Source organism: Micromonospora sp. NPDC048935, assembly GCF_043197875.1.
GTDB lineage: Bacteria > Actinomycetota > Actinomycetes > Mycobacteriales > Micromonosporaceae > Micromonospora.
In genome coordinates this window covers 66,605-87,209 of record NZ_JBICTZ010000017.1, presented here as the reverse complement: position 1 = coordinate 87,209, position 20,605 = coordinate 66,605, and the positions used below count along the sequence as shown (strand labels likewise).

Below are 20,605 nucleotides of genomic sequence, written 5' to 3'. Positions count from 1 at the left end.
GCCCCGGCGTGGCCGGGCTCAGCCACCGTTGACGGCGGTTCCCTGCCCGCGCAGCACATCACCCTCGGCGACGCGGCGCAGCCGGTCGCCCTCCGCACCGGTGGGCACGTGGAGTACGACCGAGTTGAAGGCGTCGGTCATCCGCAGCACGACGAGCTGGACGGTCAGGGTCTGTCCACCGGGCAGCCGCAGGTGGCGCAGTCGGGTGTGCGGGTCCCGCACGTCGTGGTCGGACCACCAGGTGCGGAACTCGGGGCTGGCCTTCCGCATGGCCTCGATGAGCTCGTTGAAGTGCTGGTCCCAGGGGCGGGCGGCGGAGGCGATCCGGAACCGGGCGATCACGTCCCGGGTGTCCTCGGCCCAGTTGACGATCCGTTCGCGGGCCTGCGGGTCGGTGAGCATCCACCACAGCATGTTGCGCCGGCCCGGTGGCAGTCGGCCGAAGTCGGTGTACCACCGGGCCGCCGCGGCGTTCCACGCGGTCACCCCGGCGTAGATGTTGCCGGCGTAGACCGGGTAGTCGGTCTCGCCGATCAGCGCGACGATCTGCCGTACGAGGCCCTCGTCGGCCGCCTCGGACAGGTCGGGACTCGCCGGGGGTGCCTGGCCGTTGGCCAGCAGGTAGAGATAGCGGCGTTCGTCCTCGCTGAGTTGCAGCACCCGGGCGAGGCTGTCGAGCACCTCGGGTGAGGGGCGGATGTCGCGGCCCTGTTCGAGATACGTGTACCAGGTCGGGCTCAGCCCGGCGAGGACGGCGATCTCCTCCCGACGAAGCCCCGGGGTGCGTCGCCGAGGACCGACCGGAAGACCGACGTGTGCCGGCATGATGCGCTCCCGCCGGCTTCGCAGGAACTCGGCGAGGTCAAACTTGTTGCGACTGACAGTCAAGACGGTATCCCCCCGTACGGTTCCCCCGAACCACGCCGACAAAGGCCCCTCGGCAGCACCCAACCTAGTACGTGGGTGCCGTCGGACTTCCCCACGCCGCGCCCGCCGATCGGCGGGTGACCGCACCCCCGGCCGGCGTGGCACGACGCGGTCCGGCGCCGTCCATCGTCCAATGTGGATGGCAGATCGGGACGGACGGCGCCGGAGACGCTCAGCGGTCTCGATGGGCCGGCTCCGGTACACCGACCACCGAGTTGATCAGCGCCGACAGGGACACCGCCACGTCCCAGCCACATCCCTCCTGGGCCGCGTGGAAGTCGGCGGCGGCGACGGTGGCCTCGCTGATCCGACCGGCCAGCAGCAGGGCGTCGATCAGCGCGCCGGTCAGATAGGGCGCGAACCAGGGCAGCTCGGCGCGCAACGCGTCGGCGCCGATGATCGCCCGGCGCAGGTGGGTGATCGCCTGCCTCGGCCGGTCGGCGGCGAACTCGGCCAGTGCCTGGGCGCTCCGGACAAAGACCGCCGCCTCCGGGTCCTCGTCCGGTCCGAGAACGTTCAGCGCGGCGACCGGGGCGCCGATGTGGCCCAGGGCGGCCAACACCCACGCCCGTACGGCGAGTAGCAGCGCCGCCCGGCCGGGATTGAGCCGGGCGGCTTCGGCCAGCCGCTCGGCGGCCTGGTCGACCTGGCCCAGGCCGAGGGCGAGCAGCAGCGCCCGGGACATGACCAGCCGCACCGATCGGGCCTCCTCGACCGGGGGCAGGTCGAGTCCGTCGAGCAGCCGGAGCCCCTCGGCCGCCTGGCCCCGCAGCAACAGCACGAAGGCCCACACGGCTGCGGTCTCCTCGGTCGCCCCGACCCGCAGCGCGAGTTTGCACAGCTCACTGAGCCGCTCGAAGGACAGTGCCGCCCAGGTTGCCCGCATCGCGGACAGCAACCGCTCCCGGCCCCGAACGGTCAGGTCGAGCCGCCTCCCGAGTTCCGGGGGCAACTGCCAGAGCCCTCGGGTCCGCACCATGGTCTCGGCCAGCCCGTTGCCGATCAGCAGATCGTGCAGCAGGCCGGGGTTGCCGGCGGTGGCCGCGTGCAGGGCCTCGGCGGTGGCGGCGGCCACCTCATCGCCGAGCACCCCGGTGAGCAGGGCGCGGGTGTGGCCCTCCGACAGCGGGGGCAGGACCAGCGACCGCACACCCGGCTCGTAGCGGAGGCAGTCGAGCGGGTCAGGGGTCGGCGGGGGTGGATCGCTCGGTCGGCTGAGCAGCATGACCGCTCCCGTGCCGCGGTGCAGGTCGCGCAGGGCCTCGATCACGGCGTGGTGGGCCAGGTGAGCGTCGTCGACGACGAAGACGGGTCGCCGGGCACCGAGTTCCCCACTGTCCGCCGCGGTGGCCTGCGCGACCGCCGCGATCGAGGCGGGCACGACAGTCGTCTCCGCCATCTGACGTTCGGTCAGCATGGTGGCCAGTGAGGGCCGGGGGGCACCCACGTCGACCACGATCACGTGGTCGCGTCGGTGGTCCATCAGATCGAGGGCCCGTAGGAGCAGTGCCGTACGACCGATACCGGACTCGCCGGTGACGATCAGGGGCCCTGGACGGTCCCGGCGCAGCACGTCGTCGATGTGGTCCAACTGTTCCGTTCTCCCGATGAACGGCCAGAACATTTCATACCTCCACTTTTGCACGACGTCGACGGACGCTGTCGATCCAGCACAGGGCACGCACCAGACGCGACGCACTGTCGCTCAACCAATGATTTCTCATCTGGAATCGTCTGCCAAAGAACAGCTAACAGAGTCCCACCATTTTGTGCGATGTCCAGGTATTGATCGCCGAGGCAGTCCCGGCCCGCATTACGGACACAGAGGGTAACGATGGCGGTCGATCACCGTCGGCGAGTCTCGGCCGACCGGATCGAACGTCACGGGGTACCCCGCCAGCACACCGGACTGGATGCTGGTACTCAAAGTGCCGACACCACTGCATTCTGTATCGCTCATTTGAAGGAATCGATACTTCTTTGAGCAGGCAGCCAGGCGTGCGTAACACCACCCAGGGAGGCGTACGTGATCCTCAAGATCGAAGCCAGCCGGACGGGTCAGGGCCTGCCGGCGCGCCCAGGTCGGCACGGTGCGGACGGCGGCGGACCGGCGACGCCACCGCCCGGACGGCGGTGCCGCCGATGCGGGCCGGGACACAGGCGCCGGTACGGGGACGCACCACCGACGGCGGGTGCCGGGCGGCGGTCCAGACCCCGGCCGGCCGGGAGCGGCGGCGCCGGCGGACCGGCGACACCTCCCCGGCGACCGACCCGGACGCCCATCCGGTCCATCCGAGCGGCGCAGACGATGTCGAGGGCAGGACCGGTGTCACCACTGCGCTCGACCGTGTCGGCCACGCCCCGTCCCCGCGCGGAGCAGGGCCCTGCCGCCGGATGGTCGCTGGCGCGACCCATGGTCCGGTCGCGGACAACTGAACAGTGGCACCCCGGACCCGATCTCCGCGCGGAGTTCGGGTCCGACCGTCTGCCACCGGCCGCGCCCCGGGGACGCCGACGACCGTGACGAGGCGCCCGGCGCCGTGAGCGGTGCGGCGTGATCGCACCCCCGACGCGGCCCGCGTCCGACCCAGCCAGCCTGCGTGCACCGAATGGAACGCCACCGCCCGACGCCCTGACGACCGCCGGGCGCGGGTATCCGACCCCGATTCTCCGACTGACGGCGCTGTCGGCCGGAACCTTGCCAAGTATCGACGGTTTCCGCTTCTGAATGGCGCACCACCGCGCGGCGCGGTATGGATGGAACAAACAGCGATTTACCTCGCCAATATCCCGCCCATCCGCACCGAAAAGCGTCAGATTCCGAGAGGCGAGCAGATCCCGCACACACTGCGTGCGATCCCGATATCCAAATCCGTGGACGCCCTGAAAGCATGGCGATACCGCTGAAGCCGTGACTCCGACGGGGGTATTTGATGATAAGCATTGGCCGTAATCAATATCGCGGCAGTGCCAGCGACGATCTTCTGTCTGAGTTCTGCCAGGAGATGCTCATGCACCTCCCGCGGTCGGACCAACGCCGATGGGGTGAGATCTACATCCGGGGTCTGGTTTCCGTGCCTGGCCGCAAGTCGATCCGGCGCATGTCCGACTACATCGTCGGCGGGCGCGCCGACCAGGGCATCCAACAGTTCGTCAACCAGAGCCCCTGGGAGTGGGCCCCGGTCCGGCGCAGCCTCGCCAACCACGTGCTGTCACTGTCGAAGCCGGACGCATGGGTGGTCGACGAGGTGGTCATCCCCAAGAACGGCACCAACTCCGTCGGGGTGGCCAGACAGTACGCCCCCTCCGCGGGCCGGGTGCTCAACTGCCAACTGGGCCTGGGCATCTTCCTCAGCAGTGACGAGCTGACCAGCCCGGTCAACTGGCGCCTCATGCTGCCGCCGAGCTGGGACGGCGACGCCGCCCGTCGCAACCGGGCCCACGTCCCGGACAACGAGCGGTACCGGACGCGATGGCAGTACCTGATCGACGCGCTGGACGAGATGACCTTCGAGTGGGAACTACCCCCGATGCCGATCGTGGTCGACTCCCGCCACGACACCTCGGTCGAGCCCCTACTGCGCGCCCTGGAGGAACGCGGCCACCGTTACCTGGTCCGGATCGCCTCGGGCACCCCGATGTCCCTGGGCACGACGGCCTGCCGGACCGACACGATCACCGCCAGCGAGTTGGCCACACTGGTCAACCGCAACGGCAGCACCTCCCTGAGCTGGCGCAACGACGACTGCACCGCATCCCGGTTCGTCGTGCAACCACTGCACCGCGGCGGGCACGGCAGACACCGGCCCCGGCACCTGCTCGCCGAGTGGCTGCCCGGGCAGCAGCGGCCGAACGGGATCTGGCTGACCAACCTGACCTCGGTCAGGCTGCCCCAGTTGATCGACCTGGCCCGCACACCACGGCGCACGCGGGCCGAGCTGAGCGATCTGCGCCAGGAACTCGGGCTGTGCCACTTCGAGGGGCGGTCCTTCCGCGGCTGGCACCATCACCTCACCCTGGTCTCGCTGGCACACGCGTACGTGCGCGGCCGGGACCTGGCGGAGCGGGACGAGCAACTGCGACTGCGTGCGTCGTACGCCTGAGCCCGCCCCGGTGGGCGTCCGCGCCGGAACGGACCGGTGCGGACGCCCACCGGAGCAGCGTGGCGACGTTCTCGTACCCGCTCTGCGTGAGCACCGTGCGAAAATCGGCCATGGCCACCCGCCTTGCCCTGCCGAGGTTGATACCGCGCAGGAGGATCGCATAGCGGGCCATCGCCTCACCCTTGCCGGCCTGTGGGTCTGTTGCCGCCGCGAGCTCAGCCAGGTTTTGTCGAATGGTCGGCCGCACCGACAGGCGACAGGTTCAGTCAGGCGACCTGACTGGCCGGCGGGGTCGTGATGGTCTCGTACTCCATAGGGGTCAACCGGGACAGGGATCGTCGGCGGCGGCGGTAGGTCCGTTCGAGCCAGGTCACGATCGCGGTCCTGAGCTGTTGCCGGGTCGTTTGCGTTCGGCGGTCGAGGACGTTGGTCTGCGGCAGACCGAAAAAAAATTCCATGGCGGCGTTGTCGCCAGCGGCACCGCCTCTGCGGGCTACCCGGTCACCCGGATTTCGTTGCGTGCCCAGCTCTCCAGAAAGAGGCGCGCGGCCGCTCGCACGCCCGCATCGTCGAGAGACGCTTGACACTGATCAGCGGCCTCGCTGGCGGCCCTGTTCGCCCGGACCTCAAAATCAATTGCATCGGACAGGTCGTTGGGGGAAACGCCGGCCACCGTCGCGGACTCCCTCTGCGCCCGGGCCTGCGCGGCGACGATCGTCGTCGCGCGCGTGTCGGCCAGTGCCAAAAGAAGTTCACGACCGTGCGGTGCGGATCGGAAGATTCGCGCATCAGATTCCAGATAGGGCAACGCGAGAAGAGCAACCGTGGCGAGAGCTGAACCGTCCGGCTGCCACAAGGCGCCCGTCGGATTGAACAGCAACTGTCCCGCTGGGGGCGCGGCCGGCCAGGGCAGCCATGGGCGGGTGCGGTCGATCAACAGCGCGCCAAGCCGCTCGACACCGGGCAGAGTCGGCCCCGCCACGCAGAACGGAGCGGTCCACGCCGGTGGATGCCCGACTCCGAGGACGAGCTGTTGCAGGTAGAGCGGTTCAGGTCCGAACCGTTCGAGAACATCGGCAAGTACGGCCGGATCGCTGCCCCGCTCGCTGAGGATGCGCCAGGGCTGCCGCTCATTCCATCGTTCGAACGCCTCAGCGCTACGGCGAACCACCTCGGAACCCACCTCGCTGTGCGAATACAGCTCGTGGTCGAGGTGCTCGGTCAGGAGCAGCGCCGAGTCGAGGTCCGCTGCAGTCTCGGCCGCCAGTCGGTCGACGAGGGCGCGTCGCACCGAGCGAAGGTTGGTGTCCAGCGAGCGGACCATCATGGTCTGCAACGGTGTGTCGACGACATTCACCGTCGCGGCCTTCTTGGCGGCCGAACAGTCGACGATGCGGTCGGTCAGCCCGAGCGTCAGCACCCGGTCGAGCGCGATGTTCACGGCCCGGGTGACGACCGGCGGTGACAACTCGGCATGGTTGAAGACCCGCGTGACGAACCTCAGGATGGCGTCGGCTGTCGCGACCCCAGGATCGCGCACCATCTCCAGTGCCGCGCTGACCAGCCGGTCAGCGCCACGGTCGAGGTTGCGTTCGAGCAGCTGGACGGCAACCTGCCCGACCATCTCCCAGCTGGCCTCGCCCACTCGATCTGTCAGCTGCGCCCACACCTGCTCCGGAGTGGAGTGGTTGCGTACCAGAAACTCGGCGGCAAAAAACTCGAGGAAGGTGCGGTGCGCGAAGCCATAGACCGGTTCTGGCCCGGCCATCCCCAGTTCTTCGAGCACCCAGGCGCGGCCCGCGCAGAAGTCGAGGAACTCCTCGGCCATCGGTGCGGCCTCGTCCTCGTCGTAGCCCTTCGCGAGGAGATGGTGCACGAGGAGGCGCAGAATCTGCGGCCGGGGCATCTCTGTCGGGCCTCCGCCGCTGAGCAGACGCCACGCGAGCCGCTGCACCGCCGTCCTGACCTCGCCCTCGAACTTCTGCGGGCGAACCACCTGCCGCATCCGGTCCCACCGCTCGAAGATCAGGAGCGCACACCGTTCGTACACTTGGGCGCGGTTGGTGGGAATGAAGTGCTCTGCGGCGTACATGGCACACAGGAGCGACAGGAGCAGCGGGTTGCTCCGCAGGTCGTCGATCGACGCACTCTCGTTGAGGAACGTCGTCGCGAGGGTTTCGCGGTCGTGCGGCGGGCTGCCGTCATCGAGCGCGAACCACCGACTCGCGTAGGACCTGACCTGCTCAGCAGTGAAACCCTCGATGAGGTACGTCGTGAAGACCGAGGGCGACAGCGGCGCATCGAAGTAGCCGATCCGTCGCGAGGTCACCACCACCGGAGTCGCCGGGAACGCCGCGACGAACCCCTCGATCTGCCGGACGACGCGGGCCCGCAGACCCACGTCGGCCAGCTCGTCGAGGCCGTCGAGGATGATCAGCGCGCGGCCGTTGAGCAGCAGATATTCGACGGCCGCGGCGCCAGTGGTGACGTGGTAGGGCACACGGCACACCGAGACTAGATGCTCGACGAGTGAGCGCTCGCCCTCGTTGAGGGCCGCAGAGAGGTCCCGCAGCACGACCATGAACGGCACGAGGTCGCGACGTCCGTCGTCGGTGCTGGTCGCGACGTCGTACGCCAGCTTGGTGGCCAGGCTCGACTTGCCTGCCCCAGGGTCGCCAAGGATCACGGTGTGCCGTGCGGGCAGCCAGAAGTCCTGGTCCCCCGGGTCCTTCACCTTGGCCTCCACCGTGAGGGCCGGAGGCACGTAGAGGGAAGCCCACGGCACCGACCGGTTCTGGCCGGTGTGTGGGAGGCGGATCTCCGCATGCATGAGGGCGACGAGCGACCGGAGCCGGCTCGCCACATCCCGGAAGGCCCCCAGATCGGTGGCGGATGCGAGCAGCCGAGCGTTGGCGGTCGCCGTCACCCGGGCGAGGTCCGGCACGACGACCGAGCGGGGCACCGAATCGAAGATCCCGCGCACAGCGGGGTCACCCAGGGCGGTGAGCAGACCGTCGGCGACCCGTTCAAGGCGGACCACCCGAATGCCAGTCGCGTGCCGCATCCCGTGGATCAGCTGATCCCGGAGGGCGGCCGACATGCCTTCGACGTACGACGTGGGCGACCACAGCACCGCGATCTGCGGCACGAGATGGCGGAAGTCGGCCGAACCCAGGAACGTCAGGAGGGCGTCCACCTCGGTGTTGTTCAGCTCGGCCTGGGCGATCAGGGCATAACCGACAACGTCGCCCAGTGTTATCGGGTAGCTGGCGACCAGGGCCGGGGAGGCGCCGAAGCTCACCGCCGCGTCCACCAGAGCCTGCCGGACCGCGGCCTCCACCGCCTTGACTGGGTCCCCGGGGGCGATCGGCAGCGCCGGGCTCTCCGGACTGTTCACCGCGTCCCAGGCGGCCAGCCAGGCGGCGTGCCGGTTTGCGGGGAGCCCACAGCCGTACAGGAAGCCGAGAACCGTTCGCCGCTCGCGTCGAACGGTCATCGTCGCGAGGCTCTGCGCGCTGCCTTTCGAGATCGGGTGACCGGCCCGCTTACTGCGCCGCTCAACGTTGCGGTAGGACGGTCGACCCGCATGGTTGTACAGCTCCCGCAGGTGGCGGCCGTATCGCTCCCAGGTTCGTGCGCCGGTCGGATCCGGCCAGCTGTCCCCCACGCCACCACCCCCCAACTGAGGGTAGTCGACGGCCAATCCGTCCAGGGTGCCCAGCGCGCTGTCGCGTGGACGGTTGGACACCTGTCCTTGATCCGTACCCGACGACAGTTCCGAAAGGACGGATCATGAAGGCCATCCACCTGCGCGCGGTCTGCCTGGCGTTCGCGTTGCTGATCAGCATTCTCGTCGCAGTCGGCGGCGGCGTCCTGGCGCATCTCGCAGGCGACGGCGTGGCCCGTGCGGTGATCACCGCAGCCGCAGCCTTCGCCGCGACCATGGCGCTCGCCCTGACCACGTTGTCGTTCCTACTCCGGCGATGACATTCACCCGCTTTGGGGACCAGACCCAGCGAATGGGTCCACCTGTTGACCGGCGGCACGGCCACGCACACACCACCTCGGCGGCCACGACCGAGCCCGTCGCCACTGGGTCTGGGTGATATGGAACCCGCGCGGAAAACCTGCCTGATCAGCCAGCACCGCCGATCCTGGGGCGCTACGAGCCAGCCGCTCGACCCCCGAGCGGTTACCCTGACCTGAAGATCGTCTAGTCGGACGTGTCACCCACGTCCCGAGAGTGATCTGTCACGCAGGTCCTGCGACCCGACACGGCAGCCGGTGTGCCATCCGTCCTGCACGGGGGGAGTGCCCTGTCGCTAGGTCACGTCAATGACGATTACGGTGACGTTGTCCTGCCCGCCCTGGTTGAGCGCTAGGGCGACAAGCTCGTCGGCGATTTCTCCCGGACTGCGATCCGAGTCGAGGGTTGCTCGCACCTGCTCATGAGGCACATACGAACTCAGTCCGTCCGAGCACAACAGGATCCGATCGCCGGGATGAAGCTGGATAGGGGTCAGGTCGGGAGAGCGGCCGTCGTTCCGTCCGTCGAGAAACCTGGACAGCTTCTCGCGAAGGTTCGGCACTATCTCGGCGTTGGCGACAAGGTGCTCATAGGTGTGATCCTCGCTTATCTGAAGCAGCGTGTTGACGCTGGAGCCTCGCCGTCGGATCACGTAGGCGCGGGAATCCCCCACATTCGCCACGACTGCGTTGCCGCCGGAACGCAGCAAAGCGACCAGCGTGGTTCCCATGCCCGCGAGCTTCCGATCTTCACGGACCTTCCGGCGTAAAGCCTCGCTTGCTTCGTTGATTGCCCGCCCCAAGGAACTGGCCAGTTCCTCTGCCTGCATGGGGCGGTCGTACGGCTTGATGGCATCGATCGCTGTACTGCTGGCGATGTCCCCGGCGACGTGGCCGCCGAGACCGTCTGCAACGGCATAGAGCCATTCCCCTTGACGGTAGGAGTCTTCGTTCCTCTTCCGGACATAGCCTTGGTGAGTTCGGCTGGCGACTTTGACGGTCATGGTCATGAGTCACTCCCACCCCCTTGCTCGCCGTCGGGCCAGGGCTCGCGGGCGCTTCCGTCCCGGTGCAAGACGTGGACTGTCTCAACCCGGTCGCTCGCGACCACGTACTCGGTCACCTCGACCGGCTTCTTGTCAGCCCCGGAGGTGCCAACTCGTACGATTTCCAGTACGGGGAGGTTGGTTGGAATCTCCAGCAGGGCAGCTTCGTCCTTGCTGGGCATCCGGGCGCGGTGAAGTTCCATCCAATTGATCGGCCAGTGGCCCGCTCTCTCGATGTGGTACAGCCACTCACCCGCCGCGGGGTTCGCGTCCAGGTCAGCAACGATGTTGGCAACGCGGGGATGAATCCAGGAGATGTTGATCTGAAATGGAGCTTCCGAGGCTGGTCCGGTAACCCGGAATCGGCGGAGCACTTCGGTGCCAGGCTCGACACCGAGAAGCTTGGCGATGCGCGGGTCGTCCAGGCGAGCCACAGCGTTGACGGCCTTGCCGTGGCGAACCCAAACCTCCTGGCTGCTTGCTGAGGGAAACGAGTACCCGGTTGCTTGCTCGTTGCGCTTGACCAAGTCGCCACGCGGCCGGCGTGGACGCATGGTGCCGTATCGAACGGCGATACCGCGTCCCTGAACGGCCCAGAGATAGCCCTCGGCCTCAAGTAGGGCGATGGCGCGGCCGATGGTATCGCGGTTGGCGTCGTACTCGGTGGCTAGTTCGTTGAGGGTCGGAAGCCGCGAGCCTGGCTCCCACTCCCCGGCTTCGATCCGCTCTCGGATCTTGGACGCGATGTCCAGGTAACGCGAGTGCACTGGCACGTGTCACCCCTACGTCGATTGCCCCACGACAATCCTTGACTCTCGGTCAGATTGTCCCCACACTATCCGCAACTCATTGTCCCAAGACAATTGGCTACCGGCGTGCTCATCCATCCCCCTGCACCTCTCGTCCTGAGATCCGACATCGCCGGCAGCCGGCGGCCCTACGACCACAATTGGCTGCATTCAGGAGGCGTAGACGGCGGTGGCGTCGTCGCTGCGTTTGTTGCGTGCCCACCTCATGCAGGACGCCTTCACCTACCTACGACATCAGATCGTGTCGTCACACAACCTCGACCAACCTCCGTGGGCAGCGCAACTAGATAGGTCCACCGGCCCTGTGCGGGCGCTCGCCGAGCAGCTTGGTGGCCAGCACCGCAGCCTGGGTACGGCGTTCCAGGCCGAGTTTGGCGAGCAGACTGGACACGTAGTTCTTGACGGTCTTCTCGGCGAGGAACATTCGGCCAGCGATTTCCCGGTTGGTCAGGCCCTCGGCCACGAACTGCAGGATCCGGCGTTCCTGGTCGGTCAGGCTGGCGAGTTCACGAGGCTGCTCGACGCCGTTGCGAATGCGCTCCAGGACGCGCTGGGTGACCGCGGGGTCGAGCAGTGACTGCCCGGCCGCCACCCGTCGTACCGCGTCGACCAGGTCGGTGCCCTTGATCTGCTTGAGCACGTATCCTGCGGCGCCGGCCATGATCGCCGCGAACAACGCCTCGTCGTCCTCGTACGACGTCAGGATCAGCCCTTTGATCGTCGAATCAACAGCCCGCACGTCGCGACACACGTCGATGCCGTTGCCGTCCGGCAGCCGGGCGTCGAGCACCGCGACGTCGGGCCGCAGCGCCGGTATCCGCCGGGTCGCCTCCTGCGCCAGACCGGACTCGCCGACCACCTGGATGTCGCCGGCCGCCTGCAACAGGTCAACCAGGCCGCGACGGACGACCTCGTGGTCGTCGAGCAGGAAGACACGGATCATGCGTCCTTCCTACCCTGCCGTGCGGCTCGACACCAGCGGCGGCACCCCCTTCCGTTCAGGGCCTGTTTCACAAGGACTGGCCGCCCTTGTGAAACAGACCCCAGGCGGAGAGCGAGGCCACGTGCTGGCACCGGCCGGTGCCTGTCGGCCCACGGCCGGCCTGGTCGGGGAACGCCCGAGCGTGGCGGAGCGGATCATCGAGCAGCAGAGCGACGCCGTCCGCGAGCTACTGACCGAATGGCACCAGAAGTACCCGGACGTGCAGGCAACCGCGACGTACCTGGCCGAGCACCCCGCCGACGCGCTCACCGAGGCGGCCGCCGGAGCGCAACTGGTCGTGGTCGGCAGCCGCGGGCGCGGCGCTCTGCGCGGGATGTTGCTGGGCTCGGTCAGCCAGCACCTGCTGCACCGGTCGCCGTGCACGGTGGCGGTGGTCCGCGAGATTCCGCAGGTCTGAACCCATGGAGCCGGGAGTCTGGTCATGGAGCGCCGGATGCTGCTGGGCATCAAGCAGCGCGCGGAATGGGCGTCGTGAACGTGCTCGCCCGGTGCGTGGCGGTGGCGACGCTCGCCCCTTCGCTGCACAGGAGCCAGCCATGCCTTTCCGGGTCACCGGCCGGGAAGCGCGGGTGTAACCGGACCACAGCCGCCGACGCGGTCGGGGAGCTGGCCGTGGCCGATCGGAGCGGCAGCGCCCTGAGGGCGCGGAGCGGGGGGCCAAAGGTCCTTGGGCGGACGGCTTCCGGCCCTGGGTCGCCGACCCCGGCTGGGCCTAGCGTGACTCCTGACCAGCCGAGATCTGTGAAAGGAGCCACCGTGACCGCGGTCGTATCCGAGTCCCGTACGCTCGCCGAGCTCGACGACACCGAACTCGCCCGTTTGGACGCGTGGTGGCGCGCCGCCAACTACCTGACCATCGGTCAGATCTACCTTCAGGGCAATCCGTTGCTGCGCGATTCCCTGTCGGCTGAGCACATCAAGCCGCGTCTGCTCGGTCACTGGGGAACCAGCCCCGGCCTGTCGCTGATCTACGCGCACGTGTCCCGGCTGATCCGGCACACCGGTCAACAGGCGATCTACCTGGCCGGTCCGGGGCACGGCGGCCCGGCGCTGGTGGCCGCCGGGTATCTGGAAGGCACCTACAGCGAGATCTACCCGGACGTCAGCCAGGACGTGGCCGGGATGCTGCGCCTGTTCCGGCAGTTCTCCAGTCCGGGCGGTATCCCGTCGCACGTGTCGGTGACCACCCCCGGCTCCATCCACGAGGGCGGCGAGCTGGGCTACGTCCTGGTCCACGCGTTCGGCGCGGTCATGGACAACCCGGACCTGCTGGCCGTCGCGGTGGTGGGCGATGGTGAGGCCGAGACCGGGCCCCTGGAGGGCTCCTGGAAGGGGGTGTCCTTCCTCAACCCCGAGCGCGACGGCGCGGTCCTGCCGATCCTGCACCTCAACGATGCCAAGATCTCCGGTCCCACCGTGCTGGGGCGAAAGAATCCCGAGGAGGTACGCAACCTGCTGCGTGGCCACGGCTACGACGTCATCGAGGTCGAGGGCTCCGACCTGCCCGGCATGCACCACCGCTTCGCCGCCGCCCTCGCCACCGCCTGGACGAGGATCCGCGACATCCAGACCGCCGCCCGTGACGGCTCCTGGGACGGCACCCGCCCGACCTGGCCGCTGATCATCCTGCGGTCACCGAAAGGCTGGACCGGTCCGGATTCCGTCGACGGGATCACCGTCACCGGGACCTGGCGGTCACACCAGGTGCCGCTGTCCGGCGTCAAGGACAACCCGGAGCACCTCGCGCTGCTGGAGCGCTGGCTCAGGTCGTACCGTCCGGAGGAGCTGTTCGATGCCGCCGGCGCGCCCGTGGCGTTGGTCCGGGACCTGGCTCCCGACGGTGACCTGCGGATGAGCGCCAGCCCGCATGCCAACGGCGGCGTGCTGACCCGGGATCTGGACCTGCCAGACTTCCGTGCCTACGCGGTCGACGTGCCCCGGCCCGCGCACCAGCGGACCGAGTCGACGCGCAGGCTGGGCGAGATGATGCGCGACATCTACCTCCGCAACGCCGACCGGTTCCGGTTGTTCTGCCCCGACGAGACCAACAGCAACCGGCTCGGTTCCGTCTTCGAGGTCTCTGACCGCGCCTTCATGGAGCGGGTGACGCCGCAGGATGTGGCCACCAGCCGCCACGGCCGGGTCATGGAGGTGCTCAGCGAGCACAACTGCCACGGTTGGCTGGAGGGCTACAACCTGACCGGTCGGCACGGCCTGTTCGCCACGTACGAGGCGTTCGCCATGGTCAGTGCCTCGCAGACCGTGCAGCACGGCAAGTGGTTGCAGGAGGCCAAGAACCTGCCGTGGCGCGAGAGGGTGCCCAGCCTCAACGTGCTGCTCACCTCGACGGCGTGGCGCAACGACCACAACGGCTTCTCCCACCAGGGGCCGGGCCTGATCCAGGTGGTGCTCACCCAGCGCGGCGACGTCGCCCGGGTCTACCTGCCGCCGGACGCCAACACCCTGCTGTCGGTGGCCGACCACTGTTTCCGGTCGCGGTCGTACATCAACCTGATCGTGATCGACAAGCAGCCGCAGTTGCAGTACCTCTCCATGGACGAGGCGATCGAACACTGCGCCCGCGGTGCGGGCGTCTGGGACTGGGCCGGCACCGACGACGGCACCAGCGACCCCGACATCGTCCTCGCCTGCGCCGGCGACGTGGTCACCATGGAGACCGTCGCGGCGGCACAGATCCTGCGCGACAAGCTGCCCGGCCTCAAGGTCCGCGTCGTCAACGTGGTCGATCTGATGACCCTGGCCCGACCCAAGGACCACCCACACGGCATGAGCGAGACCCTGTTCACCGAGCTGTTCACCGACACCGTCGACGTGGTGTTCTCCTTCCACGGCTACCCCGGCGCGATCCACCAACTCGTGCACGGCCGCCCCGACGCGGACCGGTTCCGCGTCCGCGGCTTCATCGAGCAGGGCACTACCACCACCCCGTTCGACATGACGGTGCGCAACAAGGCGTCGCGGTACCACCTCGTGATGGACGCCATCAACAACGCCAAGCGCCTCCCCCGCGGCGCCACCGACCTCAAAGCCTGGTGCCAGAGTCAGCTCGACCGCCACGAGACGTACGTGGTGGAGCACCTGGAGGACATGCCCGAGGTCCGCGACTGGGCCCTCGGCGACTGGGCCGCACGCGGCTGAGGTCGGAGGTCCGGACGGGTCGGGACCCGTCCGGACCTCCGGCCCTTAACCGCGGGTCGTCACTCGGCGGGGCCGGGAGGAGACGAAGGAGGGGCAATGGCCACCACATCCCACGAAGCCTGGCGCGGGTGCCGCCCACCGGCATGGCCGAGCCCGGCGGAACCAATGCGCGACACAGCGCACGTGCACGCACCGGTGGACCAGCTCTCGCGGGTACCGGCCGGCCGGTGGAACGGGACCTTCGGCCCTGAACGGCCGGGGCGGGCAAACGGCAAGGTGGTGGTGACAGATACGGAGGTTTCCCCATGACACCGCTCGAACAGGCCGCCCGCGCCGCACAGCACGCGCCGTCGATCTTCAACACCCAGCCCTGGAGCTGGCGGATCAGCGGCGAGGCAATGCTGTTGTTCGCCGAGGAGGACCGCCGCGTCGACAGCATCGACCCCGACGACCGGCTGTTGCTGCTCAGCTGCGGCGCCGCCCTGCACCATGCCCGCACCTACCTGGCCGCGGCCGGTTGGTCCGTGACGGTCGAACGCCTGCCCGACCCGGCGCGGCCCGACCTGCTGGCCCGGATCACCCTCGGTCGGCCGGTGCCACCCGATCCGGAGACGGTGCGCATGGCCGCAGCCATCCCCCACCGCCGCACCGACCGGCGGGCCTTCGGCGACCGACCGGTGGCCGACGTCGAGTTGACCAAGCTGCGCCGCTTCGTCGAGGCGGAAGGCACCTATCTGCACGCGCTGCGGCCGGACCAGGTGGCCATGCTCGCCGTTTCGGCCGAGATCGCCGGCGCCGTCGAGCTGGACGACCCGGCCTATCGCGCCGACCTGCACCGCTGGACGCACCGGCCGGAACACGCTGGGGACGGCGTGCCGCCGACCACCGCGGTCAAGCCGGAGTTGCGGCGCGTACCCGTGCGCGACTTCTTCCCCGACGCCACGGCGAAACTCACCGCCGGCGCGGTGCACGACCAGGGTGCGGCCTACGTCGTCCTGTTCGGCAACGGCGAGGAGCGCGTCAACCTGCTCCGCGGCGGTGAGGCGCTGTCCGCGCTGCTCCTGCTGGCCACCGCCGACGGCCTGGCCACCGCTCCGCTGAGCGACGCTGTCGAGCCTGAGTGGCCCCGCCATCTGCTGCGACGCCTGGTCTCCCACATCGGAGAGCCGTACCTGGCGGTCCGGCTCGGTTACCAGCCCGACCGCGCACCCGTGCCCGCCGCACCGCGCCGCGATCCCCGCGACGTCATCACCCGCGGGAAGTAGGCGACCACCATGGGCGGCTCGACCGCGGTCGGCATCGACGCCGACGCAGGCGGCCGGACGCACGCCGGGTGCTGCGACACGCATGCCGTCCCGTCGCGATCGGCTGGCCGGACGTCCCGGCGGTACTTCCGGCGCTTGGGAGTACCGACCGGGCCCGCACCGACGACGTACCCCTGACCGTGGCAACCGAAGCGACGTGTCCGGTTGTCGTCGTTCCCCTCGACCAGCGCTAAGGAGACCCGCCGTGAACGGCTACCGCGACGCGGACCTGCAAGCGGCAGCGGAGGCCGGCATCCGCGCGCCGTCGATGCACAACAGCCAGCCGTGGCTGTTCCGACTGCGTGAGGGCGCCATCGAGGTCGTCGCCGACCCGGCCCGGCAGCTCGCCGTCGCAGACCGGTCCGGTTGGGCGATCCGCCTGGCATGCGGCGCCGCCACCTACAACGCCCGCCTCGCCCTCGCTCTGCGCAGCCGGCCCGCCGAGGTGTACCCGCGCCCCCGCTCCGCCGAACCCGCCGTGATCGCCCGGCTCGTCCCCGGCCCGGAAAGGGCACCGACCTACGTCGAGCAGGACCTGCACGCCGCCATCGACCGCCGGCACAGCAACCGGGGGCCGTTCTGGCCCGAACCGGTGCCGGCTGACGTTCGCATCCGCCTCATCGACGCGGCGCGCAGCGAATCCGCGTGGCTCGACCTGCTGGTCGGCATGACCGCCCTGGCTGGCTTCGCGGAGATCGCCGGCAGCGCCGACCGGGTGCTGCGCCGCGACGCCCGCTACCAAGCCGAGCTGATCAGCTGGATCCACGCCGACGACGCGCCCGACGGCGTTCCGGTGGGCGCCGGCGCGCCCCTGCCCGAACCGCGGAACCTGCTGCCACAGCGGGCTTTCGGCAACCGACGCCGCACACCCGCCCGTGCGCACGATCCCGAACCGCTGGTCGGCGTCCTCGGCGTGGCCGGCGACCGGCCGGTGGACCAGATCAACGCCGGCCAGGCCCTGCAGAAGGTTCTGCTGACCGCAACCGACGCCGGCCTGGTCACCTCGATGATCTCGCAACCGATCGAGGTACCGGCTGCCCGTGACCAGCTGCGGCGCTCCCTCGGCCGGACCGGATATCCGCAGCTGGCAATCCGCATCGGCTACGGCACGCCCGGACGACCCACCCCGCGGCGGGACGTCGCCGACGTCGTCCATGACCCCGACCACGTGAACTGAGCGGAGCGGCGGACGGCTCTCGATATCTGCGGGGCCGCCACCGGCGGCCTTCCGCCAATGGCAGGCCGGCGTCGGTCCGTAATCCGTGGTCCGCGTTAGTCTGACCGTCATGGTGGACCATCCATCGGCGGACGACCGGATCGAACGGCCGTCGCTCGGGCTCAGCCCGCTCTCCCGTGTCCGGCTCGACGAACTCCTGCAGGAGATGCTCGACCGGGTCGGCGAGGTGATGGCGAGCCGGGAGCGCCTGCGATCGCTGCTCGACGCCGTCGTGGGCATCGGCACGGATCTGGACCTGCGCAGCACCCTGCAACGCATCGTGGGGGCGGCGTGCGCGCTCGCCGGCGCCCGTTACGGCGCGCTCGGCGTACTCGGCGCCGATCGCACCGACCTGAGCGACTTCATCACCCACGGCATCGACCCGGCCGTGCACGCCAGGATCGGCGACCTGCCGCACGGCCGCGGAATCCTCGGTCTGCTGATCACCGACCCACGCCCGGTGCGGCTGCCCTACATCACCGAGCACCCCGACTCGTACGGCTTCCCGCCGCACCACCCCCCGATGCACAGCTTCCTCGGCGTGCCGGTTCGCACCCGCGACCAGATCTTCGGCAACCTCTACCTCGCCGAGAAGCAGGGTGCCGACGAATTCGGCCAGGACGACGAGGAGATCGTCGTCGCACTGGCCGCCGCGGCCGGAGTGGCCATCGACAACGCGCGGCTCTACGAACTGGCCCAGCGCCGCGAACGCTGGCTCGCCGCCACCGCTGAGATCACCAGCGTGCTCCTCGGCACCGTCCAGCGCACCGAGGCGCTGCGGCTGATCGCCCGGCGTGCCCGTGAGGTGTCCGGCTCCGAGCTCGTCCTGGTCATGCTGTACGACGAGGTGAACGCCAGATACTCGATCGAGGTGGCCGACGGCACCGATCCGTCGTACGGCGAACTTGCCGGCAAGCTCGTTCCCGTGGAGCCGGCCGCCGCCGCGGCCTTCGGGAAGGAGAAGTTCCGCGCCGTCGAAAACCTTCGCGCCGCCATCGAGTGGCCGTGGCCGGTGCCGGACGGTCCGGCGATGGCCGTCCCGCTCGCCGGCCCGGACACCCTGCACGGCGTGCTCATCGTGACTCAACCACCCGGGCAATCATCCGGCGACGAGGACGCCGCGCAGCTGTCGACCTTCGCCGGGCAGGCGGCCCTGGCCCTCGAACGGGCCCGGGCTCAGGAGGAACGCCAGCAGCTCGTGTTACTCGAAGACCGGGAACGCATCGCCCGGGACCTGCACGACGTGGTCATTCAGCGGCTGTTCGCCACCGGCATGCAACTGCAGGGCGCTGTGCACCAGGCCGGGAGACCGGAGGTAGCCAAGCGCATCAACGCCGCCGTCGACGACCTCGACGCCACCATCCGCGACATCCGCCGATCGATCTTCGAACTACGGACCCCGACCGGCCCGTCCCTACGCGCCGAATTGAACGAGACGGTGGCGCAGGCGGCCGAGACCCTCGGGTTCCGGCCCGTCCTGGACACCTCCGGACCAGTGGACAGCGCCATCCCCGACGACATCAAGCCCGAACTGATCGCCGTGCTTCGCGAGGCCCTGTCGAACATCGCCCGGCACGCCGAAGCCACCAGTGCCCGGGTTTCGCTGCGGGCCGCCGACGGCGAAGTCGTCATGTGCGTCGAGGACGACGGCAAAGGATTCGACCCGACCCTCGCCCGCGGCGGTGTCGTCAACATGGGTGAACGCGCCCAGGATCTGGGCGGCAGCTTCGAGATCGGCGCCGCACGCGAAGGTACCGGGACAACATTGACCTGGCGGGTCCCGACCGGCGGCTGAGGACGGTTGCCCCATCCGGGCGCTCGCCTGAGGGCGGAGCGCAGCAGACGCCGTCTCGTCGGCCGGGCCAGCCGCCAGTTCGCCGGCCCGCTGTGGCTCCGCCGGGCAGTGGCCTACGAATCGTGGCCTCACGTTCGATGACCCCAGCGCTCCGAGCGAGGCCTTGATGAACCGTGTGCTCGTGGACGATCCGCTCGACGAGACCGGCCTGCCGGCCCCATCGGCCGAGCGATCAGGACTTTGGTCCCGTGCGGGTCGGGTGGTTCGGCCCGGGCGGCGAAGCGTCGACCGGAGCAGAGTCAGGGGCGGAAGAACGATTGAGGAGGAACGATGACCACCATCGACCGGATCCGCGAGGCGCACCTCGAACACGTCGAGGCGCCCGGGGCCATGCTCACCAAGACCGCCGCCCGGGCCCTCGCCGTGCTGCGAATCGCCACCGGGTTCGTCTTTCTGTGGGCGTTCTTGGACAAGACCTTCGGCTTCGGCTACGCGACGCCTGCGGCGAAGTCGTGGCTCAACGGCGGATCACCGACCAAGGGTTTCCTGGCCAATGTCGAGGTGGGACCGTTGCAGGGCTTTTTCCACAGCATCGCCGGCGACGCCTGGGCCAACTGGGCGTTCATGCTCGGCCTGCTCGGTATCGGCCTCGCGCTCATCCTCGGCATCGGTATGCGCCTGGCCGCGGCGGCAGCCGGCCTCATGATGGCCATGATGTGGGCGGCCGAATGGCCGCTCGCCCAGCACACCAGCGCGGGCAAGCCGAGCGGCTCGACCAACCCGGTCACCGACTACCACGTCGTCTACGCGATCGGTGCCGTCGTGCTCGCCCTGACCTACGCCGGGCACACCTGGGGCCTGGGCCGGCAGTGGGCCAAGCTGCCCTTCGTGCAGAAGAACCGCTGGCTGATCTGACCGAAGCGATCGCAGATGCCCGGCCGGTGTACCGGTCGGGCATGGTCGTGCCCGGAGCACCAGCAGTGCGGAGCGGCCCGCCGCTGATCGCCCTACCCGGAGGTCGGCTGTCGGATCAACGCCGCAGTCGACGAACTCGGTTCCACGATCGGGGACGTCCGGCGTGCCATCGTCGAGCTACGGACCCCGATGGCCGCGACCCTGCGGACCGAGATCAACAACGCCGTGGAGACCGCTGTCAGGTTGCGCACCGTCGACGACATCGGGGTGGGCATGGGCCCGACGCGGCCATTGGTGGCCTG

General features: G+C 69.3%; 15 protein-coding genes and 1 pseudogene. 8 read left to right on the top strand and 8 right to left on the bottom strand.

Annotated features, from left to right (window positions below):
* Positions 1-18: 18 nt before the first annotated feature.
* Together ACGFIW_RS31865 and ACGFIW_RS31860 are read right to left on the bottom strand one after the other, a co-directional pair.
* Positions 19-888, bottom strand: coding sequence for a helix-turn-helix transcriptional regulator (locus tag ACGFIW_RS31865; protein ID WP_393323739.1), 870 nt, complete (start codon positions 886-888; stop codon positions 19-21).
* 211 nt (positions 889-1,099) lie between these two features.
* On the bottom strand, positions 1,100-2,551 hold the full coding sequence (locus tag ACGFIW_RS31860; RefSeq protein ID WP_393323736.1) for an AAA family ATPase: 1,452 nt from the start codon (positions 2,549-2,551) through the stop codon (positions 1,100-1,102).
* A 1,387-nt stretch (positions 2,552-3,938) separates the two neighbouring features.
* Between ACGFIW_RS31860 and ACGFIW_RS31855 the strand changes: the two genes are divergently transcribed.
* Positions 3,939-5,030, top strand: a complete 1,092-nt coding sequence (locus ACGFIW_RS31855) for an IS701 family transposase (protein ID WP_393323733.1) — start codon at positions 3,939-3,941, stop codon at positions 5,028-5,030.
* Here ACGFIW_RS31855 and ACGFIW_RS31850 read toward each other — a convergent pair.
* The 3 genes and pseudogenes from ACGFIW_RS31850 to ACGFIW_RS31840 all read right to left on the bottom strand — a co-directional run bounded on the left by ACGFIW_RS31850 (position 4,939) and on the right by ACGFIW_RS31840 (position 8,778).
* Positions 4,939-5,202 (bottom strand): DUF1697 domain-containing protein, encoded by a 264-nt coding sequence (locus ACGFIW_RS31850; protein WP_393323730.1) that lies wholly within the window; start codon positions 5,200-5,202, stop codon positions 4,939-4,941. The two genes, ACGFIW_RS31855 and ACGFIW_RS31850, sit on opposite strands and share 92 nt — an antisense overlap.
* Before the next feature lie 94 nt (positions 5,203-5,296).
* Positions 5,297-5,518: pseudogene (locus ACGFIW_RS31845) on the bottom strand (IS3 family transposase); the annotation flags it as partial.
* Between the two features lie 5 nt (positions 5,519-5,523).
* Positions 5,524-8,778 (bottom strand): NACHT domain-containing protein, encoded by a 3,255-nt coding sequence (locus tag ACGFIW_RS31840; protein WP_393323727.1) that lies wholly within the window; start codon positions 8,776-8,778, stop codon positions 5,524-5,526.
* Positions 8,779-8,822: 44 nt separating this feature from the next.
* Here ACGFIW_RS31840 and ACGFIW_RS31835 point away from each other — a divergent pair, with 44 nt between their 5' ends.
* Positions 8,823-9,017: a hypothetical protein gene (locus ACGFIW_RS31835; RefSeq protein WP_393323724.1), complete on the top strand. Its 195-nt coding sequence runs from the start codon at positions 8,823-8,825 to the stop codon at positions 9,015-9,017.
* Positions 9,018-9,352: 335 nt separating this feature from the next.
* Here the strand turns inward: ACGFIW_RS31835 and ACGFIW_RS31830 are convergent, their stop codons facing one another.
* The 3 genes from ACGFIW_RS31830 to ACGFIW_RS31820 all read right to left on the bottom strand — a co-directional run bounded on the left by ACGFIW_RS31830 (position 9,353) and on the right by ACGFIW_RS31820 (position 11,854).
* The gene (locus tag ACGFIW_RS31830) at positions 9,353-10,066 is read right to left on the bottom strand and encodes a PP2C family protein-serine/threonine phosphatase (RefSeq protein WP_393323722.1); all 714 of its coding nucleotides are present in this window, start codon (positions 10,064-10,066) and stop codon (positions 9,353-9,355) included.
* Positions 10,063-10,869, bottom strand: coding sequence for a GntR family transcriptional regulator (locus ACGFIW_RS31825; RefSeq protein ID WP_393323801.1), 807 nt, complete (start codon positions 10,867-10,869; stop codon positions 10,063-10,065). Before ACGFIW_RS31825 ends, ACGFIW_RS31830 begins: the two co-directional genes overlap by 4 nt.
* 325 nt (positions 10,870-11,194) lie before the next feature.
* A complete protein-coding gene (locus tag ACGFIW_RS31820; protein WP_393323719.1) occupies positions 11,195-11,854 on the bottom strand; it encodes a response regulator in 660 nt (219 codons plus the stop codon).
* A 121-nt stretch (positions 11,855-11,975) separates the two neighbouring features.
* Here ACGFIW_RS31820 and ACGFIW_RS31815 point away from each other — a divergent pair, with 121 nt between their 5' ends.
* From ACGFIW_RS31815 to ACGFIW_RS31790, 6 genes are all read left to right on the top strand, one after another.
* Positions 11,976-12,311: a universal stress protein gene (locus ACGFIW_RS31815; RefSeq protein ID WP_393323717.1), complete on the top strand. Its 336-nt coding sequence runs from the start codon at positions 11,976-11,978 to the stop codon at positions 12,309-12,311.
* Positions 12,312-12,670: 359 nt separating this feature from the next.
* The gene (locus tag ACGFIW_RS31810; protein WP_393323714.1) at positions 12,671-15,073 is read left to right on the top strand and encodes a phosphoketolase; all 2,403 of its coding nucleotides are present in this window, start codon (positions 12,671-12,673) and stop codon (positions 15,071-15,073) included.
* A gap of 305 nt (positions 15,074-15,378) precedes the next feature.
* Complete coding sequence (locus tag ACGFIW_RS31805; RefSeq protein ID WP_393323711.1) at positions 15,379-16,338, top strand: Acg family FMN-binding oxidoreductase; 960 nt, start codon at positions 15,379-15,381, stop codon at positions 16,336-16,338.
* Between the two features lie 244 nt (positions 16,339-16,582).
* Positions 16,583-17,554: an Acg family FMN-binding oxidoreductase gene (locus ACGFIW_RS31800; RefSeq protein WP_393323708.1), complete on the top strand. Its 972-nt coding sequence runs from the start codon at positions 16,583-16,585 to the stop codon at positions 17,552-17,554.
* A gap of 109 nt (positions 17,555-17,663) precedes the next feature.
* Positions 17,664-19,388, top strand: coding sequence for a GAF domain-containing protein (locus ACGFIW_RS31795; RefSeq protein WP_393323705.1), 1,725 nt, complete (start codon positions 17,664-17,666; stop codon positions 19,386-19,388).
* 330 nt (positions 19,389-19,718) lie between these two features.
* Positions 19,719-20,303, top strand: coding sequence for a DoxX family membrane protein (locus tag ACGFIW_RS31790; RefSeq protein ID WP_393323703.1), 585 nt, complete (start codon positions 19,719-19,721; stop codon positions 20,301-20,303).
* Positions 20,304-20,605 lie beyond the last annotated feature (302 nt).

What these genes read in the sequence shown, in the direction of transcription:
- ACGFIW_RS31860 (WP_393323736.1), bottom strand. Translation starts at nt 2,551, where the DNA reads ATGTTCTGGCCGTTCATCGGGAGAACGGAACAGTTGGACCACATCGAC.
- ACGFIW_RS31855 (WP_393323733.1), top strand. Translation starts at nt 3,939, where the DNA reads ATGCACCTCCCGCGGTCGGACCAACGCCGATGGGGTGAGATCTACATC.
- ACGFIW_RS31850 (WP_393323730.1), bottom strand. Translation starts at nt 5,202, where the DNA reads ATGGCCCGCTATGCGATCCTCCTGCGCGGTATCAACCTCGGCAGGGCA.
- ACGFIW_RS31835 (WP_393323724.1), top strand. Translation starts at nt 8,823, where the DNA reads ATGAAGGCCATCCACCTGCGCGCGGTCTGCCTGGCGTTCGCGTTGCTG.
- ACGFIW_RS31830 (WP_393323722.1), bottom strand. Translation starts at nt 10,066, where the DNA reads ATGACCATGACCGTCAAAGTCGCCAGCCGAACTCACCAAGGCTATGTC.
- ACGFIW_RS31820 (WP_393323719.1), bottom strand. Translation starts at nt 11,854, where the DNA reads ATGATCCGTGTCTTCCTGCTCGACGACCACGAGGTCGTCCGTCGCGGC.
- ACGFIW_RS31805 (WP_393323711.1), top strand. Translation starts at nt 15,379, where the DNA reads ATGACACCGCTCGAACAGGCCGCCCGCGCCGCACAGCACGCGCCGTCG.
- ACGFIW_RS31795 (WP_393323705.1), top strand. Translation starts at nt 17,664, where the DNA reads ATGGTGGACCATCCATCGGCGGACGACCGGATCGAACGGCCGTCGCTC.
- ACGFIW_RS31790 (WP_393323703.1), top strand. Translation starts at nt 19,719, where the DNA reads ATGACCACCATCGACCGGATCCGCGAGGCGCACCTCGAACACGTCGAG.